General features: G+C 57.4%; 20 protein-coding genes and 3 pseudogenes. 13 read left to right on the top strand and 10 right to left on the bottom strand.

The window, feature by feature from the left end; translation table 11 throughout:
• Positions 1-86: 86 nt before the first annotated feature.
• From hisG to M5C56_RS21455, 4 genes are all read left to right on the top strand, one after another.
• Entirely contained in the window at positions 87-722 is a 636-nt protein-coding gene (gene hisG, locus M5C56_RS21470) for an ATP phosphoribosyltransferase (protein ID WP_103498064.1), read from the top strand.
• Positions 723-863: 141 nt separating this feature from the next.
• Positions 864-2,198, top strand: a complete 1,335-nt coding sequence (hisD, locus tag M5C56_RS21465; RefSeq protein WP_103498063.1) for a histidinol dehydrogenase — start codon at positions 864-866, stop codon at positions 2,196-2,198.
• A complete protein-coding gene (hisC, locus tag M5C56_RS21460) occupies positions 2,195-3,247 on the top strand; it encodes a histidinol-phosphate transaminase (protein WP_103498062.1) in 1,053 nt (350 codons plus the stop codon). The genes hisD and hisC overlap by 4 nt, the downstream gene beginning before the upstream one ends.
• A gap of 395 nt (positions 3,248-3,642) precedes the next feature.
• Entirely contained in the window at positions 3,643-4,368 is a 726-nt protein-coding gene (locus M5C56_RS21455) for a hypothetical protein (protein ID WP_247263309.1), read from the top strand.
• Between the two features lie 110 nt (positions 4,369-4,478).
• On the opposite strand, the gene algW is transcribed toward M5C56_RS21455, so the two are convergent.
• Positions 4,479-5,636: a Do family serine endopeptidase AlgW gene (algW, locus tag M5C56_RS21450; RefSeq protein ID WP_103498061.1), complete on the bottom strand. Its 1,158-nt coding sequence runs from the start codon at positions 5,634-5,636 to the stop codon at positions 4,479-4,481.
• A 102-nt stretch (positions 5,637-5,738) separates the two neighbouring features.
• On the opposite strand from algW, the gene M5C56_RS21445 reads away from it, so the two are divergent.
• The 3 genes from M5C56_RS21445 (at position 5,739) to cysN (ending at position 9,463) form a co-directional block, all read left to right on the top strand.
• Positions 5,739-6,497 carry a Nif3-like dinuclear metal center hexameric protein gene (locus M5C56_RS21445; RefSeq protein WP_103498060.1) on the top strand — a complete coding sequence of 253 codons (759 nt, stop codon included), beginning with the start codon at positions 5,739-5,741 and terminating at the stop codon, positions 6,495-6,497.
• 136 nt (positions 6,498-6,633) lie between these two features.
• The gene (gene cysD / locus M5C56_RS21440) at positions 6,634-7,551 is read left to right on the top strand and encodes a sulfate adenylyltransferase subunit CysD (protein WP_100942227.1); all 918 of its coding nucleotides are present in this window, start codon (positions 6,634-6,636) and stop codon (positions 7,549-7,551) included.
• 13 nt (positions 7,552-7,564) lie between these two features.
• Complete coding sequence (gene cysN / locus M5C56_RS21435) at positions 7,565-9,463, top strand: sulfate adenylyltransferase subunit CysN (RefSeq protein ID WP_103498058.1); 1,899 nt, start codon at positions 7,565-7,567, stop codon at positions 9,461-9,463.
• A gap of 177 nt (positions 9,464-9,640) precedes the next feature.
• On the opposite strand, the gene M5C56_RS21430 is transcribed toward cysN, so the two are convergent.
• The 3 genes and pseudogenes from M5C56_RS21430 to M5C56_RS21420 form a co-directional block, all read right to left on the bottom strand.
• Complete coding sequence (locus M5C56_RS21430; protein ID WP_103498241.1) at positions 9,641-10,546, bottom strand: acyltransferase; 906 nt, start codon at positions 10,544-10,546, stop codon at positions 9,641-9,643.
• Positions 10,547-12,646, bottom strand: a complete 2,100-nt coding sequence (pta, locus tag M5C56_RS21425) for a phosphate acetyltransferase (RefSeq protein ID WP_103498240.1) — start codon at positions 12,644-12,646, stop codon at positions 10,547-10,549.
• Positions 12,647-12,703: 57 nt separating this feature from the next.
• Positions 12,704-13,006 (bottom strand): annotated as a pseudogene (locus M5C56_RS21420) (DUF3565 domain-containing protein); the annotation flags it as partial.
• A gap of 5 nt (positions 13,007-13,011) precedes the next feature.
• Here M5C56_RS21420 and M5C56_RS21415 point away from each other — a divergent pair.
• The 3 genes from M5C56_RS21415 (at position 13,012) to M5C56_RS21405 (ending at position 15,378) form a co-directional block, all read left to right on the top strand.
• Entirely contained in the window at positions 13,012-13,497 is a 486-nt protein-coding gene (locus M5C56_RS21415) for a peptidylprolyl isomerase (protein WP_103498239.1), read from the top strand.
• Positions 13,498-13,634: 137 nt separating this feature from the next.
• Entirely contained in the window at positions 13,635-14,117 is a 483-nt protein-coding gene (locus tag M5C56_RS21410; protein ID WP_103498238.1) for a glutathione peroxidase, read from the top strand.
• A gap of 157 nt (positions 14,118-14,274) precedes the next feature.
• Entirely contained in the window at positions 14,275-15,378 is a 1,104-nt protein-coding gene (locus M5C56_RS21405; RefSeq protein ID WP_103498237.1) for an NADH:flavin oxidoreductase, read from the top strand.
• Between the two features lie 6 nt (positions 15,379-15,384).
• Here the strand turns inward: M5C56_RS21405 and M5C56_RS21400 are convergent, their stop codons facing one another.
• Both M5C56_RS21400 and M5C56_RS21395 read right to left on the bottom strand, forming a co-directional pair.
• Entirely contained in the window at positions 15,385-16,608 is a 1,224-nt protein-coding gene (locus tag M5C56_RS21400; RefSeq protein ID WP_103498236.1) for a glycosyltransferase family 1 protein, read from the bottom strand.
• Positions 16,609-16,688: 80 nt separating this feature from the next.
• Positions 16,689-16,913 (bottom strand): annotated as a pseudogene (locus M5C56_RS21395) (EI24 domain-containing protein); the annotation flags it as partial.
• Positions 16,914-17,906: 993 nt separating this feature from the next.
• Between M5C56_RS21395 and M5C56_RS21390 the strand changes: the two are divergent.
• Together M5C56_RS21390 and M5C56_RS21385 are read left to right on the top strand one after the other, a co-directional pair.
• Positions 17,907-20,015: a pentapeptide repeat-containing protein gene (locus M5C56_RS21390; RefSeq protein WP_247263310.1), complete on the top strand. Its 2,109-nt coding sequence runs from the start codon at positions 17,907-17,909 to the stop codon at positions 20,013-20,015.
• Complete coding sequence (locus tag M5C56_RS21385; RefSeq protein WP_103498451.1) at positions 19,987-20,901, top strand: hypothetical protein; 915 nt, start codon at positions 19,987-19,989, stop codon at positions 20,899-20,901. The genes M5C56_RS21390 and M5C56_RS21385 overlap by 29 nt, the downstream gene beginning before the upstream one ends.
• 83 nt (positions 20,902-20,984) lie before the next feature.
• On the opposite strand, the pseudogene M5C56_RS21380 reads toward M5C56_RS21385, so the two are convergent.
• A pseudogene (locus M5C56_RS21380) lies at positions 20,985-21,263 on the bottom strand (recombinase family protein); the annotation flags it as partial.
• 536 nt (positions 21,264-21,799) lie between these two features.
• Between M5C56_RS21380 and M5C56_RS21375 the strand changes: the two are divergent.
• On the top strand, positions 21,800-22,111 hold the full coding sequence (locus M5C56_RS21375; RefSeq protein ID WP_103498450.1) for a hypothetical protein: 312 nt from the start codon (positions 21,800-21,802) through the stop codon (positions 22,109-22,111).
• Between the two features lie 203 nt (positions 22,112-22,314).
• Here the strand turns inward: M5C56_RS21375 and M5C56_RS21370 are convergent, their stop codons facing one another.
• From M5C56_RS21370 to M5C56_RS21360, 3 genes are all read right to left on the bottom strand, one after another.
• Complete coding sequence (locus M5C56_RS21370; RefSeq protein WP_103498449.1) at positions 22,315-22,935, bottom strand: recombinase family protein; 621 nt, start codon at positions 22,933-22,935, stop codon at positions 22,315-22,317.
• A gap of 126 nt (positions 22,936-23,061) precedes the next feature.
• Complete coding sequence (locus M5C56_RS21365; protein WP_103498448.1) at positions 23,062-23,268, bottom strand: hypothetical protein; 207 nt, start codon at positions 23,266-23,268, stop codon at positions 23,062-23,064.
• A gap of 112 nt (positions 23,269-23,380) precedes the next feature.
• On the bottom strand, positions 23,381-23,632 hold the full coding sequence (locus tag M5C56_RS21360; protein ID WP_103498447.1) for a helix-turn-helix transcriptional regulator: 252 nt from the start codon (positions 23,630-23,632) through the stop codon (positions 23,381-23,383).
• Between the last annotated feature and the right edge of the window lie 91 nt (positions 23,633-23,723).

Raw genomic sequence — 23,723 nt, 5'->3', positions numbered from 1 at the left:
TTGTCCCCCTTTGCCGGTGCGAGCCTGCTCGCGCCGACAAGGGAGAATGAGCCTTACTGATACAGGTTGAAGGACTTAGTTTCCCCATGCTGACCATTGCACTGTCCAAGGGCCGCATTCTCGACGACACCCTGCCGCTGCTTGCAGAAGCGGGCATCGTGCCGACCGAGAATCCGGACAAGAGCCGCAAGCTGATCATTCCCACGACCCAGGCCGATGTACGCCTGCTGATCGTCCGGGCCACCGACGTGCCGACCTATGTCGAGCATGGTGCGGCCGACCTCGGTGTGGCCGGTAAAGATGTGCTGATGGAATACGGCGGCCAGGGTCTGTATGAACCCCTGGACCTGCAGATCGCCCAATGCCGGCTGATGACCGCCGGTGCTATCGGTGCCGTCGAGCCCAAGGGCCGCCTGCGGGTGGCGACCAAGTTCGTCAACGTCGCCAAGCGCTACTATGCCGAACAGGGGCGTCAGGTCGATATCATCAAGCTCTACGGCTCGATGGAGCTGGCACCGCTGATCGGCCTGGCCGACAAGATCATCGACGTTGTCGACACCGGCAATACCCTGCGGGCCAACGGTCTGGAACCCCAGGAGCTGATCGCGACCATCAGTTCGCGCCTGGTGGTGAACAAGGCCTCGATGAAAATGCAGCACGCCCGCATCCAGTCCCTGATCGATACCCTGCGCAAGGCAGTGGAATCGCGACATCGCAGCTGATTCAATTGCGCGGCCTTGAGCCGCGCCCATCTATCCGTGTCATAGCCAGAATTCTCAGGTGCCCACGCGGATGGCTTGGTAGTCTTGCGGCGCCTGAGATCTGCTGTTCCCAAGCATTCGCCAATTATTGAGGCCCACGCTATGACCACGTCCAACGCAATTCGCCGACTCAACGCTGCCGATCCCGACTTCGCTCATCATCTGGATCATCTGCTGAGCTGGGAAAGTGTGTCCGACGACTCGGTCAACCAGCGGGTGCTCGATATCATCAAGGCCGTGCGCGAGCGCGGCGATGCAGCGCTGGTGGAGTTCACCCAGCGTTTCGACGGCCTGGAAGTCGCTTCCATGGCTGATCTGATCCTGCCCCGTGAGCGCCTCGAACTGGCCCTGACGCGGATCACCGCGCCACAGCGCGAAGCCCTGGAAAAGGCCGCCGAGCGTGTGCGCAGCTACCACGAAAAACAGAAGCAGGACTCCTGGAGCTACACCGAGGCCGATGGCACGGTGCTGGGCCAGAAGGTCACGCCGCTGGATCGTGCCGGCCTGTACGTGCCGGGTGGCAAGGCGTCCTATCCGTCTTCGGTGCTGATGAACGCGATTCCGGCCAAGGTGGCGGGGGTTGCCGAAGTGGTGATGGTGGTGCCGACGCCCCGTGGCGAAATCAACGAGCTGGTGCTGGCGGCGGCGTGCATCGCCGGGGTCGACCGGGTGTTCACCATCGGCGGCGCCCAGGCGGTGGCGGCTTTGGCCTATGGCACCGAGAGCGTGCCCAAGGTCGACAAGGTGGTCGGCCCCGGCAATATCTATGTGGCCACGGCCAAGCGCCACGTGTTCGGCCAGGTCGGTATCGACATGATCGCCGGCCCGTCGGAGATCCTTGTGGTCTGCGACGGCCAGACCGACCCGGACTGGATCGCCATGGACCTGTTTTCCCAGGCCGAGCATGACGAAGATGCCCAGGCCATCCTGGTCAGCCCGGACGCCGCGTTCCTCGACCAGGTCGCCGCGAGCATCGCCAAGCTGCTGCCGACCATGGAGCGTGCGGCGATTATCGAGACCTCGATCAACGGCCGTGGCGCCTTGATCCAGGTGCGAGATATGCAGCAGGCGATTGATGTGGCCAACCGCATCGCCCCGGAGCACCTTGAGCTGTCGGTCGCCGACCCGCAGGCCTGGCTGCCGCAGATCCGTCACGCCGGGGCGATCTTCATGGGGCGTCACACCTCCGAGGCCCTGGGCGACTACTGCGCCGGTCCCAACCACGTGTTGCCGACTTCCGGCACCGCACGCTTCTCGTCACCGCTGGGGGTGTATGACTTCCAGAAACGTTCGTCGATCATTTTCTGCTCGGAGCAGGGCGCGTCCGAGCTGGGCAAGACCGCTTCGGTACTGGCCCGTGGTGAGTCGCTGAGCGCCCACGCCCGTAGTGCGGAATATCGGATTGTCGCTGATAAGGAACAGGGGAAACCAGCATGAGCAAGTTCTGGAGCAAATTCGTCAAGGACCTGGTGCCCTATGTGCCGGGTGAGCAACCGAAGCTGACCAAGCTGGTCAAGCTCAACACCAATGAGAACCCCTACGGTCCTTCGCCCAAGGCCCTGGCCGCGATGCAGGCGGAAGTGAACGACAATCTGCGTCTGTACCCGGACCCCAACGGCGACCTGCTCAAGCACGCCGTGGCCGAGTACTACGGCGTGAACACCAACCAGGTGTTTCTCGGCAACGGTTCCGACGAGGTCCTGGCCCACATCTTCTACGGTCTGTTCCAGCAGGATCGACCCTTGCTGTTCCCGGATATCAGCTACAGCTTCTACCCGGTGTACTGCGGCCTGTACGGGATCACCTTCGACGCCTTGCCGCTGGACGAACAGTTCCAGATTCGCGTGGTGGACTACGCGCGGCCCAACGGCGGGATCATTTTCCCCAACCCTAACGCGCCGACCGGTTGCCTGCTGGCACTGGACGCGGTGGAGCAGATACTCAAGGCCAGCCCGGATTCGGTGGTGGTGGTCGACGAGGCCTATATCGACTTCGGCGGCGAAACGGCCATCGGCCTGGTGGACCGTTATCCGAACCTGCTGGTGACCCAGACCCTGTCCAAGTCGCGTTCCCTGGCGGGATTGCGGGTCGGCCTGGCGGTCGGGCACCCGGACCTGATCGAGGCCCTGGAGCGGATCAAGAACAGCTTCAACTCCTACCCGTTGGACCGCATGGCGATTGCCGGTGCGGCGGCGGCGTTCGAGGACAAGGCGTACTTCGAAGAGACCTGCCGCAAGGTGATCGACAGTCGCGAGTGGCTGGTGGCGCAGTTGCAGGCCAAGGGTTTCGAGGTGCTGCCGTCGGCGGCGAACTTCATCTTCGCCCGTCACCCGCAACACGATGCGGCGGCGCTGGCGGCCAAGGTCCGGGAGCAGGGCGTGATCGTGCGGCACTTCAAGCAGGAGCGCATTGCCCAGTTCCTGCGGATCACCATCGGTTTGCCGGCTCAGAACCAGGCGCTGATCGACGCCTTGGGCGAACTCTAAGCCTGTAGCCCCACCCCGTAACGCATCGGTTGCGGGGTGGGTCTCTGTGATGCAGCGCAACAAACCCCCTTATTGATTTGAACGACGTGCTTGGGCCGGGGCGGATGCTGTCGCTTTGCTGAACGGTCCTCATATTCATGACGTCGACGAAATCATCAGCTCACGTGAGCTCATTTTCAAATGGCACAATGATATGAGCCTTCGAATGATTGCCTGTTGTGTTTCGAATGGCCGCTCATGGGCTTGGTTACGCCGTTTGAGGTGAGCTTACATATCCAGGCAGTTGGGGTTGCAGTTGTTCAGGATGCTCGTGCCGCCATCGGCAAGGGTCACTCGCGTCACACGTTTGGTGAGCCTCAGTGGACTTGCCAAGTCAGACATTCAGGGAATATGTGATGCTTAAAACACTATCTGCCGCTGTGCTTGGTTTGATGTGCGGTTCGGCGTATGCCCAATCGGTCGATGCGCCGTCCTTGAAGGCCGGGGATAGCTGGGTCTATGCCGAAACAGTGGAAACCGGCCCACAGGGTTTCTCGAGCAAGAACACATTGATGACGGTCGAACGCGTCAGCAGCCAGAGCATGCTGATCAGCAGCAAGCAGGACGGGTCCAACCAGCCAACGGTTGAAAGCCTGGCGGGCCTGGACTGGAGTCGCTCCCGTGATATCAACGGCAAGCAGCAAGTGGTCAATCGCCCGTTGGCGTTTCCCTTGAGCGAAGGCAAGACATGGACGGTCGAATACACCGAGCTGAACCCTAATCGCCAGCACTCCAGCGAGACCATTCATAACGACTACGTCGTCACCGGTTGGGAGGATGTCGAGGTGCCTGCAGGCAAGTTCAGGGCACTGAAGATCGAATCCGAAGGCCAGTGGTCGGCGATGCTGGCACCCGTGGCGGTAGGCGGTGCGCAAGCTGTCGTGACACCCGGTCAGGTGACAACGATCTCCAATGCTCAACGTGTTGCGGCGCGCCCTGCCAGTGGTCGCTTGTACAAGGCGTTCTGGTATGTGCCCGCGCAAAAGCGCTTTGTAAAGTCGGTCGAAGAGTATTACGACAACAAGGGCGTGCGTTCGCAGCGCTTCAGTGAGGAACTGAAGTCGTCCAAGATGGCTGGCTGATACTGTGTTATTGCGCTGGGACAGCGACTTGCAGGAGCCGGCTTGCTGGCGATAGCGGCCTGATAGGCGACGCTGGACTTGGAGTCAAGTCCAGCGTCGGCACGATTGCCTTATTCCTCTTCCTGCGGCGGCGTCTGCTGCGGTGGTCGCAGGCCGATTTCCGCCATCAGCTTGAGCTCCTTGCCGTTGCGCAGCACCTGGATGGCCACCTTGTCGGTCGGCTTGATCCGCGCCACCTGGTTCATCGAACGACGACCGTCCGTGGCCGGCTCGCCGTCGATGCTGAGAATCACATCCCCCAGTTGCAAACCGGCTTTCTGCGCCGGACCGTCACGGAACACGCCCGCCACCACGATGCCCGGACGCCCGCTGAGGCCGAACGACTCCGCCAGGTCCTGGGTCAGGGGCTGCACCTCGATCCCCAGCCAGCCGCGAATCACCTGGCCGTGCTCGATGATCGCCTTCATCACTTCCACCGCCAGATTGATCGGAATCGCAAAGCCGATGCCCTGGGAACCGCCGGACTTGGAGAAGATCGCCGTATTGATGCCGGTCAGGTTACCGCTGGCATCCACCAGCGCGCCGCCGGAGTTGCCCGGATTGATCGCCGCGTCGGTCTGGATGAAGTCTTCATAGTTGTTCAGGCCCAGCTGGTTGCGGCCGGTGGCGCTGATAATGCCCATGGTGGTGGTCTGGCCGACCCCGAACGGGTTGCCGATGGCCAGGGCGATATCGCCGATGCGGATCTGGTCGGAACGGCCGATGGTGATCGACGGCAGGTTCGGCAGATCGATCTTGAGCACCGCCAGGTCGGTTTCCGGGTCGCTGCCGACCACCTTGGCCAGGGTTTCGCGGCCGTCCTTGAGGGCCACCACTATCTGGTCGGCCCCGGCGGTCACGTGGTTGTTGGTCAGCAGGTAGCCGGTGGAACTCATGATCACCGCTGAACCCAGGCTCGACTCCATGCGCTTCTGCTTGGGCAGGTTGTCGCCGAAGAAGCGCCGGAACTGTGGGTCCTCGAACAGCGGATGAGTGTTCTTGTTGACCATCTTGGTGGTGTACAGGTTGGCCACCGCCGGAGCGGCCAGGTCCACCGCGTCGGCATAGGAGTACGGACCCTGCTGGTGGAGGGTGGTCTGCGGCGCCTGTTGCAGGTTCACATCGAGGTTGGGCAGGCCGACCCATTGCGGGTAGCGCTGGATGATCAGCAAAGCGACCAGCACACCGGCCAGCAGCGGCCAGCCAAAGAAACGCAGAGCCTTGAGCATTGAGCAAAGTCCTGGAAGGTTGCAGGCCATGTCGGACGGCCCATAATGTGGCGCATTATACGAGGCCGCGGGCGCCTCTGAATGGGATATTCAGGAGTTTTTATGGCGGTTTCATTGAATACGCTGGTCGAGGAAGCGGATCGCTTTCTGAACAGCGCGCGGATTGCCGACTATTGCCCCAATGGCTTGCAGGTCGAGGGCCGGCCACAGGTGATGTGCATCGTCAGCGGCGTCACCGCCAGCCAGGCGCTGCTGGATGCGGCCGTCGAAGCCCAGGCCGACCTGATTCTGGTGCACCACGGTTATTTCTGGAAGGGCGAGGACCCTTGTGTCACCGGCATGAAGCAGCGCCGGTTGAAGACCCTGCTCAAGCACGACATCAGCCTGCTGGCCTATCACCTGCCGTTGGACCTGCATCCGGAGGTCGGTAACAACGTGCAGCTTGCAAAGCAGCTGGATATTACCGTGGAAGGCCCGCTGGACCCGGACAACCCGAAGATTGTCGGACTGGTGGGCTCCCTGACCGAGCCGATGACCGCCCGTGACTTCGCGCGCAAGGTCCAGGAAGTGCTGGGGCGCGAGCCGTTGCTGATCGAGGGCGACGACATGATCCGCCGGGTCGGCTGGTGCACCGGCGGCGGCCAGGGCTATATCGACCAGGCGGTGTTGGCCGGTGTCGACCTGTACCTGAGTGGCGAGGCCTCCGAGCAGACTTTCCATAGCGCGCGGGAGAATGGCATCAGCTTTATCGCCGCCGGTCATCACGCTACCGAGCGTTATGGCGTGCAGGCGCTGGGCGAGTACCTGGCGCGGCGTTTCGCGGTGGAGCATCTGTTTATCGATTGTCCGAACCCGATCTGAGCGGTCAAACGCCCCGGTATATTCTTATACCGTTTCGATCTAGTCGGCCCCCTCAATAGAATAGGGTGCTGTGCTAGCATGCCTCGCTCGAACACGGCCCGCTGGCCGTCCATAAGAACGCTTTTCGTGAGTAGCCATGGTCGACAAACTGACGCATCTGAAACAGCTGGAGGCGGAAAGCATCCATATCATCCGCGAGGTGGCCGCCGAGTTCGATAACCCGGTGATGCTGTACTCCATCGGTAAAGACTCCGCCGTGATGCTGCACCTGGCGCGCAAGGCGTTTTTCCCGGGCAAGCTGCCGTTTCCGGTGATGCATGTCGACACCCGCTGGAAATTCCAGGAGATGTACAGCTTCCGCGACAAGATGGTTGCCGAGCTGGGCCTGGACCTGATCACCCATGTGAACCCGGACGGCGTGGCGCAGGGCATCAACCCCTTCACCCACGGCAGCGCCAAGCACACCGACATCATGAAGACCGAGGGCCTCAAGCAGGCCCTGGACAAGTACGGTTTCGATGCGGCCTTCGGCGGCGCCCGGCGTGACGAAGAGAAGTCGCGGGCCAAGGAACGCGTCTACTCCTTCCGTGACAGCAAGCACCGCTGGGACCCGAAAAACCAGCGTCCGGAGTTGTGGAACGTCTACAACGGCAAGGTCAACAAGGGCGAGTCGATCCGCGTTTTCCCATTGTCGAACTGGACCGAACTGGACATCTGGCAATACATCTACCTCGAAGGCATCCCGATCGTGCCGCTGTATTTCGCTGCCGAGCGCGATGTTATCGAGAAGAACGGCACCCTGATCATGATCGACGACGAGCGGATCCTCGAGCACCTGTCCGACGAGGACAAGGCGCGAATCGTCAAGAAGAAGGTGCGTTTCCGTACCCTTGGCTGCTACCCGTTGACGGGCGCGGTGGAGTCCGAGGCTGAAACCCTCACGGACATCATTCAGGAAATGCTCCTGACGCGTACTTCCGAGCGCCAGGGCCGGGTCATCGATCACGATGGCGCAGGCTCAATGGAAGATAAAAAACGTCAGGGCTATTTCTAAACAGGGTCTAAGCATGTCGCATCAATCTGATTTGATCAGCGAGGACATCCTCGCCTACCTGGGCCAGCACGAGCGTAAAGAACTGCTGCGTTTCCTGACCTGCGGTAACGTCGACGACGGCAAGAGCACCCTGATCGGGCGCCTGCTGCACGACTCCAAGATGATCTACGAAGACCATCTGGAAGCCATCACCCGCGATTCGAAGAAAGTCGGCACCACCGGTGACGACATCGACCTGGCCTTGCTGGTCGACGGCCTGCAGGCCGAGCGCGAGCAGGGCATCACCATCGATGTCGCCTACCGCTATTTCTCCACCGCCAAGCGCAAATTCATCATCGCCGACACCCCCGGCCATGAGCAGTACACCCGCAACATGGCCACCGGTGCGTCCACCTGTGACCTGGCGATCATCCTGGTGGACGCCCGCTACGGCGTGCAGACCCAGACCCGTCGCCACAGCTTTATCGCCTCGTTGCTGGGGATCAAGCACATAGTCGTCGCCATCAACAAGATGGACCTCAAGGACTTCGACCAGGGCGTGTTCGAGTCGATCAAGGCCGACTACCTGAAGTTCGCCGAGGGCTTGAAGCTGAAGCCGACCAGCATGCACTTCGTGCCGATGTCGGCCTTGAAGGGCGACAACGTGGTGAACAAGAGCGAGCGCTCGCCCTGGTACACCGGCCAGTCGCTGATGGAGATCCTCGAAACCGTGGAAGTGGCGGGCGACCGTAACTTCACCGACCTGCGTTTCCCGGTGCAGTACGTCAACCGGCCGAACCTGAACTTCCGTGGCTTTGCCGGCACCCTGGCGAGCGGCATCGTGAAGAAGGGCGACGACGTGGTGGTGCTGCCTTCGGGCAAGAGCAGCCGGGTGAAGTCCATTGTTACCTTCGAAGGCGAGCTGGAAAGCGCCGGTCCCGGCCAGGCCGTGACCTTGACCATGGAAGACGAGATCGACATCTCCCGTGGCGACCTGCTGGTGCATGCCGACAATGTGCCGCCGGTGACCGACAGCTTCGAGGCCATGCTGGTCTGGATGGCCGAGGAGCCGATGCTGCCGGGCAAGAAATACGACATCAAGCGCGCCACCAGCTACGTGCCGGGTTCAATTGCCAGCATCGTCAACAAGGTCGATGTGAACACCCTGGAAGAAGGCCCGGCCAGCGCCTTGCAGTTGAACGAGATCGGCAAGGTCAAGATCGCCCTGGACGCGCCGATTGCCCTGGACGGTTACGACAGCAACCGCACCACCGGCTCGTTCATCATCATTGATCGTCTGACCAATGGCACCGTCGGCGCCGGCATGATCGTCGCCCAGCCGCTGGCCCATGGCAGCGCCACCCATCACGGCAAGCTGGCCCATGTGGCCACCGAGGAACGTGCCCAGCGTTTCGGCCAGCAACCGGCGACGGTGCTGTTCACCGGTCTGTCGGGCGCGGGCAAGAGCACCCTGGCTTACGCCGTGGAGCGCAAGCTGTTCGACCTGGGTCGTGCGGTGTTTGTGCTGGACGGCCAGAACCTGCGTCATGACCTGAACAAGGGCTTGCCGCAGGATCGTGCCGGGCGTACCGAGAACTGGCGGCGTGCGGCGCATGTGGCGCGTCAGTTCAACGAGGCGGGTTTGCTGACATTGGCCGCGTTCGTCGCGCCGGATGCCGAGGGCCGCGAACAGGCCAAGGCGCTGATCGGTAGCGAACGTGTGTTGACGGTCTATGTCCAGGCTTCGCCGCAGGCGTGCCAGGAACGTGATCCCCAGGGCCTGTACGCGGCCGGTGGCGATAACATTCCGGGCGAGTCGTTCCCCTACGACGTGCCGCTGGATGCCGATCTGGTAGTGGATACGCAAGCACTGTCGTTGGAAGACAGCGTGAAGCAAGTCCTGGAGCTGTTGCGCCAGCGCGGCGCGATCTAAGGACCGGTCGCATCAGAAAGCCCGCAGTCGAGTGATCGGCTGCGGGTTTTTTTGCGCTCTGGAGATTGTCTTCGCGGGCAAGCCCTGCTCCTACAGGTTTGTGTCGTACGCAAAATCCGTGATCGACTCAGGACTGTAGGAGCAGGGCTTGCCCGCGAAGAGGCCCTTACAGACGGCTCAAGGTTTGGCGGGATATTCGCGATGCATCTGCGCCAACAACGCGTCCTTCTCTTCCCACAACTGGTTGATCCAGCCCTGGAACGCCAGGCGGTATTCGCCGTCCTGGTCGTAGTTCCTGCCGACAAACTGCGGCGGAACCTTCAGTTCTTCAAAGTGCACCACCACGTCGCGTACATTGCCACACAGCAGATCCCAATACCCCGGCTTGCCGCCCGGATAGTGGATGGTCACGTTGACGATGGACTCCAGTTGCTCGCCCATGGCATCCAGCACAAAGGCGATACCGCCTGCCTTGGGTTTCAGCAGATAACGGAACGGTGACTGCTGCTGCGCGTGCTTGCCCTTGGTAAAGCGTGTGCCCTCAGCAAAATTGAAGATACCCACAGGGTTGTCGCGAAACTTCGCGCAGGTCTTGCGGGTGGTTTCCAGGTCCTTGCCTTTCTTTTCCGGGTGCTTCTCCAGGTACGCCTTGGAGTAGCGCTTCATAAACGGAAAACCCAGGGCCCACCAGGCCAGGCCGATCACCGGGACCCAGATCAGCTCCTGCTTGAGAAAGAACTTCAGTGGCTGGATCTTCCGGTTGAGCACGTACTGCAAGACCATGATGTCGACCCAGCTCTGGTGGTTGCTGGTGACCAGGTAGGAATGCTGGTAGTCCAGGCCCTCCAGGCCGCTGAGGTGCCAGCGGGTGCGGCGGACCAGTTGCATCCAGGCCTTGTTGTTGCTGACCCAGGCCTCATGGGTATGGTTCATCAGCCAGTGGGTGAAACGCTGGGTCAGGGCAAAAGGCAGCACCTTGAGCAGCGCCACGCAGAACAGGAAGGAACACAGCAGCAAGGTATTCAACGTCAACAGCAGCGAGGCGATCACACCCCGCAGCGGGGCCGGGAGAAAGTCTAACATTCAGATATCCACAGGTCGGTTGGCGGCTTGGATCGCGGTGAGGGCGATGGTGTAGACGATGTCGTCCACCTGGGCGCCGCGCGGCAGGTCGTTGACCGGCTTGCGCAGGCCTTGCAGCATCGGCCCCAGGCTGACGCAGTCGGCGCTGCGCTGCACCGCCTTGTGGGTGGTGTTGCCGGTGTTCAGGTCGGGGAACACGAACACCGTGGCGCGTCCCGCCACCTGGCTGTTGGGCGCCAGTTGCCGGGCCACGGCTTCGTTGGCGGCGGCGTCGTACTGCAACGGACCGTCGATCAGCAACGTGCTCTGGGACTCATGGGCCAGCAGGGTGGCTTCGCGGACTTTCTCCACTTCCTCGCCACTGGCCGATTCGCCGCTGGAGTAGCTGATCATCGCCACCCGTGGCGTGATCCCGAAGGCCTGGGCCGAGTCGGCGCTTTGCAGGGCGATTTCCGCCAGCTCCGCCGCTGACGGATGGGGGTTCATCACGCAGTCGCCATAGACCAGCACCTGGTCCGGGAACAGCATGAAGAACACCGATGACACCAGGGTGCAACCCGGCGCGGTCTTGATCAGTTGCAGGGCCGGGCGAATGGTGTTGGCGGTGGAGTGGATCACCCCGGAAACCAGACCGTCGACCTCGTCCAGCGCCAGCATCATGGTGCCGATCACCACGGTGTCTTCCAGTTGCTGCTCGGCCATCGGCGTGTTCAGGCTCTTGCTCTTGCGCAGGGCCACCATGGGCTCGGCGTAGCGCCCGCGAATCAGGTCCGGGTCGAGAATCTCCAGCCCCGGCGGCAGTTCGAAACCATGGGCCCGGGCCACCGCCTCGACTTCCGCCGGCTTGGCCAGCAACACGCAGCGGGCGATGCCCCGGGCCTGGCAGATGGCCGCCGCCTGCACGGTCAATGGTTCGCTGCCTTCGGGCAGGACGATACGTTTGTTGGCTTCCTGGGCGCGCTGGATCAACTGGTAGCGGAACACCGCCGGGGTCAGGCGCATTTCCCGTGGGGTGCCGCAGCGCTGGTGCAGCCAGTGGGCGTCGAGGTGCCCGGCGACGAAATCGGTGATGATCTCCGCGCGCTCGCGGTCATCGATGGGGATTTCCTTGTTCAGGCCATTGAGCTGGTTGGCGGTGTCGTAGGAGCCGGTGCTCACCGACAATACCGGCAGGCCCGCGGCCATGGCGCCACGACAGAGTTCCATGATGCGCGGATCGGGCAGGGTGTCGCTGGTCAGCAACAGGCCGGCCAGGGGCACGCCGTTCATCGAGGCAATGCTCACGGCGAGGATGATGTCGTCGCGGTCGCCCGGGGTCACCACCAGCACGCCGGGCTTGAGCAGGTCGATGGTATTGCGCACCGTACGGGCGCAGATGATGATCTTGTTCATGCGCCGCTGCTCGTAGTCCCCGGCGTTGAGCACCTGGGCGCCGAGCAGTTCGGCGACATCGCGGGTGCGCGGCGCATTCAGGTCAGGCTGGAACGGAATGCAGCCCAGCAGGCGGAAATCGCCACTGCGCAGCAACGGCGAATGCTCCTTCAGACGGGCAGAGAAGTCGGCCATGCTCTCGTCGGTGCGGACCTTGTTGAGGATCACCCCGAGCACTTTCGGGTCCTTGGGACCTCCGAACAGTTGCGCCTGCAATTCGACCCGGCCGGAGAGCTCGCTGAGCACTTCGTTTTCCGCCGCCGAGACCAGGATCACCTCGGCATCCAGGCTCTTGGCCAGGTGCTGGTTGACCCGGGCCGCATAGCTGGCGCTACGGGTCGGAACCATGCCCTCGACCACCAGCACATCCTTGCCGACGGCGGCCTGTTGGTAGAGGGTGATGATTTCTTCCAGCAGCTCATCGAGCTGGCCGTCGCCGAGCATCCGCTCGACATGGGCCAGACCCAGGGGCTGGGGCGGTTTCAGGCCATGGGTACGGGCCACCAGTTCGGTGGAGCGCTCCGGGCCCAGGTCGCCGGGATGGGGCTGGGCGATGGGTTTGAAAAAGCCGACTTTCAACCCGGCGCGTTCCAGCGTACGGACCAGCCCGAGGCTGATCGAGGTCAGACCCACACCAAAATCGGTGGGCGCGATAAAAAAAGTTTGCATGCGTATTCTCTTGAGGAAGCGCAAGTGCGACGGCCTATGTCTGGCTGTCTGCGAAGTTCAGTCGCCAAGGTTATCGTTAACCGAGCCTCGAGCGCACCAACCACATTCAAAGCCCTGAGCGATTTTTTCCGCGCGTTGCACAGGATCGAGTACCCAGGCGCGCGACTGCCAGGGTGGTTGATGGCGCAGGTGCTGGGTATGGCCGCAGGACAGCTCGGCCACCCAGTGCCCGTCCTCGTCCTGATGAAAGCCGATAATGGTTACAGGCATGGTCTTGGCCCGTCTGTCCGGGTTCAGTTCGCTTTCGGACGAATCCTTGTTTAGACTTGTCCGCTCTTTATTCCTATGCAAAAGGTCTCGCTCATATGACGATCGCTGCCAACAAGGCTGTCTCCATCGACTATACCCTTACCAACGATGCTGGTGAGGTCATCGACAGCTCTGCCGGCGGCGCCCCGCTGGTGTACCTGCACGGTGCCGGCAATATTATCCCAGGTCTGGAAAAGGCCCTGGAAGGCAAGAACGTCGGCGACGAGCTGAAAGTTTCCGTCGAGCCGGAAGATGCCTACGGTGAATACTCCGCTGAACTGGTCAGCACCCTGAGCCGCAGCATGTTCGAAGGTGTCGACGAGCTGGAGGTCGGTATGCAGTTCCACGCTTCCGCTCCGGACGGCCAGATGCAGATCGTCACCATTCGCGACCTGGACGGCGACGATGTCACCGTTGATGGCAACCACCCCCTGGCTGGCCAGCGCCTGACTTTCCAGGTCAAGATCATCGAAATCCGTGATGCCAGCCAGGAAGAAGTCGCCCATGGTCACGTCCATGGCGAAGGTGGCCATCACCACTGATTTCTGCTGCTAAGCTCTGGTAGTTGGAAGGCGCCCATGGGCGCCTTTTTTAGTCAGCCGCGGTTTTTAACTGGAAACCGGTCAGGCTGTCAGGCAACAATGTTCGCGTATAAGTCCGGGAAAAACGGGAGTTCGTCATGAGTGCTTTTCACGATCTGACACTAAAAGCGCTGGATGGTCAGGAACTGCCGCTGGCGCCTTTCAAAGGGCATGTAGTGCTGGTGGTCAACGTGGCTTCCAAGTGCGGCTTGACACCCCAATATGCCGCCCTTGAGCACCTCTATCAGCAATACAAGGCCCAGGGCTTCAGCGTGCTCGGTCTGCCGTGCAACCAGTTTGCCGGGCAGGAACCGGACTCCGAGGAGGAGATCCAGGCGTTCTGCAGCCTGAACTATGGCGTTAGCTTTCCGTTGAGCAGCAAGCTGGAGGTCAACGGTCATGACCGTCACCAGTTGTACCGTCTGCTGGCGGGCGAGGGCGCGGAGTTTCCGGGGGACATCACCTGGAATTTCGAGAAGTTCCTCATGGGCAAGGATGGCCGCGTATTGGCGCGTTTCTCGCCGCGCACCGCTCCGGATGATCCGGCAGTGATCCATGCGATCGAAAAAGCCCTGGCTTGATTCTCGCCCGGTTCGGGCTGCACGCAGGAGCATGTCGACCGGCTGCTCCTGCAACGACTTCTAAAGCTTAATCACTCAGATCAATAGTGCTGGGCGGCGCGTTCACGGCGGAATATTATCCTGATCATAAATTCCCCTTGCGCCGTGGAGTGCTCCCATGCCCGTTAAAGCCCTGTTCCGACCTTTCCATCTTGGCGCGCTGGAGTTGCCGACCCGTGTGGTCATGGCGCCGATGACCCGTTCGTTTTCCCCGGGTGGCGTGCCCAACTCGAAAGTCATCGAGTACTACCGCAAGCGCGCGGCGGCCGGTGTCGGCCTGATCGTCACCGAAGGCACCACGGTCGGTCACCAGGCGTCCAACGGTTACCCGAACGTGCCGCATTTCTACGGCGAAGCGGCCCTGGCCGGCTGGAAAAAAGTCGTCGATGCGGTGCACGCCGAAGGAGGCAAGATCGCTCCGCAGCTCTGGCATGTGGGTAATGTACGGCGCCTGGGCACCGAGCCGGATGCCAGCGTGCCGGGCTATGGCCCGAGCGAGAAGCTCAAGGACGGTCAGGTCGTGGTGCACGGCATGACGAAACAGGACATCGACGAGGTGATCGCGGCGTTCGCCCAGGCGGCTCGTGATGCCCAAAGCATCGGCATGGACGGTGTCGAGATCCATGGTGCCCACGGTTACCTGATCGACCAGTTCTTCTGGGAAGGTACCAACCTGCGGACCGACGAATACGGTGGCAGCCTGGCCAACCGTTCGCGTTTTGCCATCGAGCTGATCCAGGCCGTGCGCGCGGCGGTGGGACCGGGCTTCCCGATCATCTTCCGCTTTTCCCAATGGAAGCAGCAGGACTACAGCGCCCGCCTGGTGCAGACGCCGGAGGCCCTGGGCGAGTTCCTCAAGCCGTTGTCTGACGCCGGGGTGGATATTTTCCACTGTTCCACGCGGCGTTTCTGGGAGCCGGAGTTCGACGGTTCCGAGCTGAACCTGGCGGGCTGGACTCGCAAGCTGACCGGCAAGCCGACCATCACCGTGGGCAGCGTCGGCCTGGACGGCGAGTTCCTGCAGTTCATGGTCAACACCGACAAGGTCGCCCAGCCGGCAAGCCTGGAGAACCTGCTGGAGCGCCTGGGCAACGATGAGTTCGACCTGGTTGCCGTGGGCCGCGCGCTGCTGGTGGACCCGGATTGGGCGGTGAAAGTGCGCGACGGCCGCGAGCAGGACATCCTGCCGTTCAGCCGTGAGGCGTTGATGAGCCTGGCGTAAGCCGGGTTACAGGTTGCGCGGTGTTTTCAGGATGCCATTGGTCACAACGGCATCCACCGGCAGGGCCGGAGCGCGTCGCTCCACGAGCGGCGCGTCACAGGCCCCACGCAACTGCTTCTCGAACTGCTCGACTATCGCTCCCCAACCTTGCCGGCTGGCATGCTGGCGGGCATTGAGGCGGACATTGCGCAAGGTCTCCCGACCTTCCAGCAACCAGCAGGCGGCATCGCAAAATGCGTCCTCGTCGCCGGGCATGGCCAGCACGCCGTTGTAACCATGGCGGATGTGCTGGGCCGCCGCGGCCTCATCGTAAGCCACCACCCCCAACCCGGATGCCAGCGCCTCGAGCACCACATTGCCGAAGGTTTCGGTCAGGCTCGGGAACAGGAACATATCCGCCGACGCATAGTGACAGGCCAGGGCCTCGCCCCGCTGTGTGCCGCAGAACAACGCCTCGGGCATTTCCTTTTCCAGCACGCCACGTTGCGGACCATCGCCGACCACCATCAGCTTCATCCGCCGCTGTGGATAAGTTTCCCGCAGACGCTCGTAGGTGCGCTTGAGCAAGCCGAGGTTCTTCTCGGTCGCCAGTCGCCCGACATACAGCAAGGCGATATCGTCGTCCGCCAGCCCCCAGCTGTCGCGCAGGGCGCTCAAGCGCTTGGCCGGATGGAACAACTGGCTGTCGACGCCGCGGGAGAGCAGTTCCAGGCGCTCGAAATGCCGCCGCTCCAGCTCCATGCGTTGGCTGACGCTGGGCACCAGGGTCAGCTTGGAGCGATTGTGGAACCAGCGCAGATAGTGGGTCAGTACCCGCGTCAGCAAGCCCATGCCGTATTGATGGGAATACTGCTGGAAGTTGGTGTGGAAACCGCTGACCACCGAAATCCCCAAACGCCTGGCCGCACGCAGGGCCGACAAGCCGAGCGGACCTTCGGTGGCGATATACAGCACATCCGGGCGCTGGTTCTTCCAGCGTCGCAGCAACTTGTGCATCGACGACTGCCCCCATTGCAGGCCGGGGTAACCGGGCAGCGGCCAGCCACGGCAGAGCAGCAGTTCGGTATCGCTGGGGCGGGACTGGTCGCAGCTCTGGCGCGGGCGCACCAGCTCGATCTGGTGTCCGCGGGCGCGCAGTCCGTCGCACAAGCGGCCAAGGGTATTGGCCACCCCATTGATTTCCGGTGGGAAGGTTTCGGTGATCAGGGTGATATGCAGAGCTGTCGTCATGTTTACAGTGTCGCCCCGGGCGGTTGCGACACTGTGGCTGTTTGATGATGGATTTGTGACGAGGCCGCGTTGCGGGCGCCTCAGCGCTTCTCGCCGGCCACGGCCTCTTCACCGCGCTCACGGACCCAGAACAAGGTCGCCCCGGCCACCGCCGCCGGCATCATCAGCAGGTTGACCACCGGTACCAGCAGCACCAGGTAGACGATCCCGCCAAAACTCATGCACTGCCAGCGTTTCTGCCGCAGCCAGGCGAGCATGCCCTGCCAGCTCAGCTTGTGGTTGTCCGCCGGGTAGTCGATGTACTGGAAAATGGGCATACATCGTCCGAAAGCCACGTCGTTCACAGCCCTTTCCCAAGGGAGTGAGTGGGAAATGTATCAGTGATATGGATGTCTTGAAAAGCTGTCGTCATAGAGCTTTACGCAGACCGAGATGGGTCACTGTTCGGAGCTTTTGGTAATGAATTGCGTGTGACTGGTAAGTCCATGGATACGCAGACCCCATCGGATCGAAGCCTTCGTATTGCTAAGGTGAAGTCAAAGGGCGCCGCAACAGTGGCGACATTGTGTGCCGGGGGGGCAGGGGTGGATCTCTAAGTTATTGATTTTAAAATAATTTATATTAGGTGAAACTCAAAATGCGGCAGTGTTCAGGTACACCCACGCGGTGCATTATGCTGGTAATCTACTTCGTTAGTTTTTTCTCGCCAATGAGGATGCTTGGTAGTGCTCGAGTCGTACTCAGTTGGCGGTGATCCCAGATCAGCAGGTTGCGACGCTCAAGCTCATTTGTGGCCTCTATCGCCATCTTAAGAATCCGTGCATTTTCCTCGAATGCTTATGCCTCATCAGTGCAGCTATGCAGCACACCTCCCTTGGAAGGATCAGTAACAACGCTGCCGGCGTATTGGTAGACGCTTACAACCAATCTCGCATCATCCGCCTCCAGCATGTCCAGCTTTGATAGGTGAGCAACGTAGAATCGGCAGTAATGATCGGGGGACTCGTACCCGATTGGTAATTACTTGTCACTCAGTCATCGGCAAGCTTGCAAGGTCATTCGACGTTTCCCGCAACTCCCCCAAGCCGAGAATGTCTAAGACTTCTGTCTCGCAGCCCTAGGCTGCTGGTTGAGTTCGTTAAAAAAGTGGGCGTTGCCCTATGGACTCTGCCAAAAATCCAATGATGACGTTATAGTGATACGTAACGCCCGAAATATGGCGAGTATCCCGGATTGGTCAGTAAACGCCAATGAGAGGGGAATGATCGATGCGCAAGAGAAAGGAGCTCACGCGACATATGAATACACTAAAAATCAAGTCAGCTTACCTTCGATACGGATTTTCCATCGAGGAAGACCGGCCAGAGGAGGGGTTGCTGGCGTTTTTGTTGGTTACGGGGCCGTTTCGAAATGTCGAAATAGTTAAAACTCGCGCAGATGCGGACGCTTCTGATCTAGTAAAAGAGCTCAGTGATTTTGGGTATTCTTGCAAGGTTTTAGAATCGGTTGAGTCTATTGAAGATCGCCTGTTTGATAGCTTTTTCTCTGTCGAATTTTATAGAAGTAAAATAGATCAGGATTATAAGTCTTTCACAAAAGCTATTAGTAGGAAGTATAGCGATTCGTCGGAGTATAATTACTTAAGTGCTCCGTACTTAATTAACGGCCATGTCGGGTTGAAGGAAATTTCAGACGAAATCCTTGCTCGAATTGAAGAGCCATTTCCTATTTTGTTTGTTGTGGAGGCCGCTGCGGGGTACGGTAAAACTTGTGCGGCTTATGAGCTTGCGTCTAAAGTGAATAATATGTCTGGACGTATACCTCTGCTAGCCGAACTTTCAAAAAATCGGCAGGCACGAATATTTAAGCATGTTCTGCTTGATGAGATTGACCGCTCGTTTCCAAGCTTATCGTCGAAACTTGTTAAGGACGAAACTGGAAGTGGTCGAATAGTTACGATATTAGACGGATTTGACGAGCTTCTTAGGGATAACGAGGAGTCCGAAAAAGATTTTGACAGTAAAGAACCAATGCTGGAGACAATTGGTGAGTATTTAAAAGATAATGCAAAAATAATCTTGACTACTCGAAAGACGATGCTTTTTGATGGTGATGGATTTCATACTTGGGTTGAGAATAACAAATCTGAATTTACGCTTGTTAAAATTCAAATAAATGAGCCGAAAGTAACTGATTGGCTTGATGCGTCTAGGCGAGAGATGCTGGAAGTTGCCGGCATTGAAATTCAATCTATTGCTAACCCTGTTCTTTTGTCTTTTCTTCGGTATATATCGAAAGAGGAGTTGCAGGGGATTTGTAGGTATCCTGAAAGTTTGGTAGATAGTTATTTTAACTTTATTCTTGAAAGGGAGCGAATTCGTCAAGATCTTATTATGACTGCCGATGAGCAGAATTCGATACTTGATATAGTGGCGCACGATATGGTGAGCGGCGGCTATAAGTCAGAAGATAGAAGTTACATAATGGATTTGATTCTTTCTGAGGGGTTGGATCTAATAGAAAGGGCAGTTGATAAGTATCCTTCTGAAAATAAACCGACGCCAGAAGGAATAGCAAATAAGCTAGCTAGTCATGCATTTCTAGATAGAAGCTCGCGAAATCCGACGAAAATTGAATTCATAAACGAGTTTGTTTTTGGGCACTACGTTGCTCGCGACGTTAACCAAACGACTGGTTGGATAAATGACGACTGGCGCTACCTAGAGCCAGCTATTTTTTCCTATAAGACTCGGTCTCGGGAAACTAGGGTTAAACTCTGGGATAAATTGCAAAGCTCTTTAGATTTTGTAACCTTAACCAATAGGGTTAGCGCTGCGTTGAGTTTGTTGCAATATATTGACTTTGATATTATTGATGGGGAGATTAATTCAGTAATTTTTCGCGGGTTAAAACTCGGCTCTGATTTCAAAATTGCCAATGCTCAGTTTAATGGTTGTCAGTTTGATAACTGCACTTTTTATGCGAGTAATATCTCAGATGTAAGCTTTTTTGAATGTAAATTTTTCAATTGTGAGTTGGTTTCTGGTCAAGTATTTGGCGGGTTGATTCATGTTCCTGGCTGTGTCGCAGATAACTCTTTGCTTTCTGAGTTTTTGCTGTCACGAGAGGATCGGAAAGTTGTGCCTACTGAAGATAAAATGATGAGGGCAGAAGCCGCAGTTCTAGAGAAGTTTTGGCCGGTTGGAAGGGAGTCGATGACTCACAAACATCGCCCAATCCGAGGCATCTGCAATTTTGCTGATTCAGGTGCAATTTCTCCACAAGAAATGTATGACGCAATAAGCTCACTCAAAAAGAAGGGAGTTTTATCGGAGGCTAGGTCTTCTCTATTTGTGGAGATCAACATAGCCGCTATCAATGAAATCAGAAGGATGCTGGGGCGCTAATATGGGAGGCAGTGATTTTCGTCATGCAGCTGAAGCTATTCGTTCAGACATAGAACGGAGGCTGACATCTTGTGGAATATTATGCAGGGTTTTTGGTCGAGGTAAAGATGTGGCTTCTTTAAGTAGTAAGCTAGCCGCATTGGATGACGATGGCGAAACTCCAAAGTATTCTTTGGGGGATAAGATGGTTCAAGATGCAATTGGAATTCGGGTGGTATTATATTTCTCAGATGATATTGATATTGCTCGAGAAATACTTTGTGCATCATATGTTTTTCATGAGGGTTCCTCAGCTATTGATAGGCCGAATAATGCAGAATTTGCGGTTACACGATATAATTTGATTTTCGATGTTCCCGACTTATATAAAACGGATGTGCTTAGGTCGATAGCCGGTCGCCCAATAGATTCGACATTTGAAACGCAAGTAAGGAGCGTACTCTCCGAGGGGTGGCATGAAGTCGAGCATGATTTAAGGTATAAACAGAAGCAACATTGGGTGGGTAATGAAGATCTGTCTAGGGCATTAAATGGAATAGTGGCTGCCTTGGAAACAAGCGAGTGGGGCATGCGCAAAATATTTGATGACTTAGCGTATCGTCAATATAAAGGTGGTAACTGGGATGCGATGCTCACTCTTAAAATGAGGATGAGGGTTGTAGGAGAACTTGATCCCAGTATTAAAGTTGTATTTGATTCTGATAATGATGTGGCGAAAAAAATGCTCCGTATAGATAGAGCGTCATTTTTGATTGCTTATGCTGAACGATTTATGGCTGTTCCGTTGACGCTTAGTAATGTGGTTTATGTGATGAACGCCATAAGCGAAATATCAGTTAAAATTACTAGCATAACGCCAGCTAGGGTTTTGAGATTGGCTAGCTAATTTTATCGGTCGTCAATTAAATATTTTTGAAGTGAGTTGGGCTGTGCCGATATTGTAGGTGTTAAATGAGTGGTAAACCTCGATATTCCTCTATGGTCAACAGCCTGACGCACATCCATCGCATTTCGATCCAGTCGGTCCAGTCGGTCCAGTTTGGTTGCGATTAGGACATCCCCCGTTTCCATGCGATCTAATAGTTTTTGAAATACCGGGCGTTCGCTGGCAGCGATGCTGCCCGATATAACCTCCTCGCTCACTCAACCCATCTGTATATCAAATCCTGCGCTTTTCACCTCTTGCACTTGGTTTGTGGTGAACTGACTAGACGTGGAGGCGCGGCAATATAGGAAGGTGCGGGACATAATGGGGGCACGTATCGTTTACCATAATGCGGTGTCATAATATGTGCAATCCTATTTTAATGATGCCGTCAGGTTCATAGTTTTTAGGTGTCATTAAACATCCATTTAATGATGCTCTACTTGCATAGATATGTGGGCACTTTTGTTTCTGCATTCTACGTAGGTCTTGTGCTTAAATTTCGCAGCCGAAAAACTCTATAGTGTAAAAAATATAGCGGCGATTTTTTGATTTGACCATACCAATAAAGTGGACCCATTTAGCCCCTTTAGACCGTTCTGAGAGCCCGTAGTCAGTCCCCGGTGGTACCCCTTCGCGTAGCCCCGTCCAAGCTGGTTAATCGGTGTAAAGTGGTCCAGCTTGTTTCATCGGATTTGACTAGCGCGTTTCTTGGGCATGACCGGCAGAGAACGATCCATCACAGCCAAACGTAACGACTTGAAAAAAGATCGCCGAGCCACTATTTAGCTATCGTGGTGAACCACCTAAAGAAGGCAGGCACCGCTCCCAATTGTCTTTCAGCTAAAGAGGCTACGCAATGGCTCAGAAATCAAGGTTCTACAACGTTTTCGTCAGGAATGGCTATGGCGAGCAGCAGTACGTGGTGCCTGCTCAAACCGAAGCCCACGCGCGCGAATATTTCAGATCCAGTACAGAGAACGCTTATAAGGCCCAACATCTGGGATTCTTTTATGTAACCCTCCAGGGGGATCCATCGAGTGGCATTCATTTTTGGGCGACAATTGGAGATTATGTTTACCGCTATGAGCACGGCGACGCAGGTTTCGAGTACCTAGAATTTTTGTTCAAGAAGCCTTTTGACAGCATGCTCGACGAGATGCTGGGGTAATGGTGGCCTTCGGCTGAGTTCTGCGGTTGCTCAATACAGGCTCAGCTGACCTGGCGAAATTGCATCGTATGCAGATAGAGGACACCCATTAGCCGGTCTCAAGTCAAGGTTACAAGCCACCGCCCCCTCCAGGTTCATCTGCTCCCATGAGTTCCACGCAAGCCAAAACATCCATTACGCGGGTATGCGAACCACCACAATGGCTATTTCGTCTCACGCTTGATCCGGTACACCGTTGCAACGCCACAGTCAGCCAGTTTGGCTACCTGATCGGCTGACATGGTTGGGTGCTTGATCATCAGTGCACGTACCTTCGCCCACAGCACAGCATCTTTACCCTTACCTGATGGTTTCCAGTCCGGGTCTACGGTACGTTTGTTTGCCAAGCCTTGCTTGATCCGCTCTACCCTTTTTTCTTGGTCCAGACGCGACATGGTTGCCATGAGGTCCAGTAACATGTTGTTGATGACCTCCATAATCTGGCCGGTGATGCCGTTGTCTTCGACCATCATATGAGAGGTGGGCAGGTCAGCGATTACAAGCCGAAGGCCTTTGGCTTTGATCGTGGCTTTCAGGGTTTCCCAGTCACACTGCGACAACCGGGACAGCCTGTCTACAGATTCACACAGGATGCACTGACCAGCTTCAGCTACATCGAGCAGACGCATCAGCTCAGGGCGGTTCAACTTCGTGCCGCTGATGTTCTCGGCATAGACCCCAGCGATGTTCAGGCCCTTGTCAGCAGCAAACGCTTCCAAGGATGCCTTGGCGCGGTTGGCATCTTGATCCTTTGTGGATGCTCGTAGGTAGAGGTGAGCGATCATGACTATCCTTTATGGTTTAACCGAATAGACAAATGATAATTCGATCGGATAGCTATATACAATAGATATTTGATAGTGGCTGGCGGAAAGTTATCGAACTACCAGAGAAGTAGAGTTCTTTGATAGCTAACGGCGTAGCAATTTGATTGCGTTGGCGATGCCTTCGGCGTTGATGTCGATTGTTTGTAGCGCCGACAAGACATTGACGTGGACGTTCTGGCTACCGCGTTCGAGGACCCAACGAGAAATCTCTTCTATCGCGGCACCCAGCGCGTTCTGATTGAGTGCAATCAGCTCAAGGGCGTCGGCGATGGTGGCATCACGGTCTGGCACTGGATGTGTTCCTTGATGTGGGATGAATATCTATTTTCCAAGTAAAGATGCCTCCACATCACGGTGCTTCATCATCTTGGGCCAGCAAGGACCCGAGCTCACTGGTGGTGTATCACTTTATCCTTTGAATCCCATCGGTAAAATCCTGGATCAGCTCCACAAGGTCGCATCCAAGCACCTCACACAGGTCGTGAATCTGGATGATATCCAATCGGCGGGTGCCTCGCTCCACGTCGCTCATGAAGGACTGCGGGCGTCCCAGTGCGTTTGAGCATTCCACCTGTGTCAGACCGGCCTTGATCCGTCGGTCTTTCAGCAAGGTCAGAAACACCTCGTATTCGGGTCGGTAAATGGCCTTGGGCATACGGCTATCCATTGAAAATAGCCCTACACGCTATATCCGCTTTTCAGATATCTGATTTTCAGATAAATTTGGAAGCACATGGCAATCGGCC

It is taken from the genome of Pseudomonas sp. MWU13-2862 (assembly GCF_023242495.1).
GTDB lineage: Bacteria > Pseudomonadota > Gammaproteobacteria > Pseudomonadales > Pseudomonadaceae > Aquipseudomonas > Aquipseudomonas gingeri_D.
The sequence above is the reverse complement of the archived record's forward strand: the minus strand, read 5'-3'. Positions and strand labels throughout refer to the sequence as shown.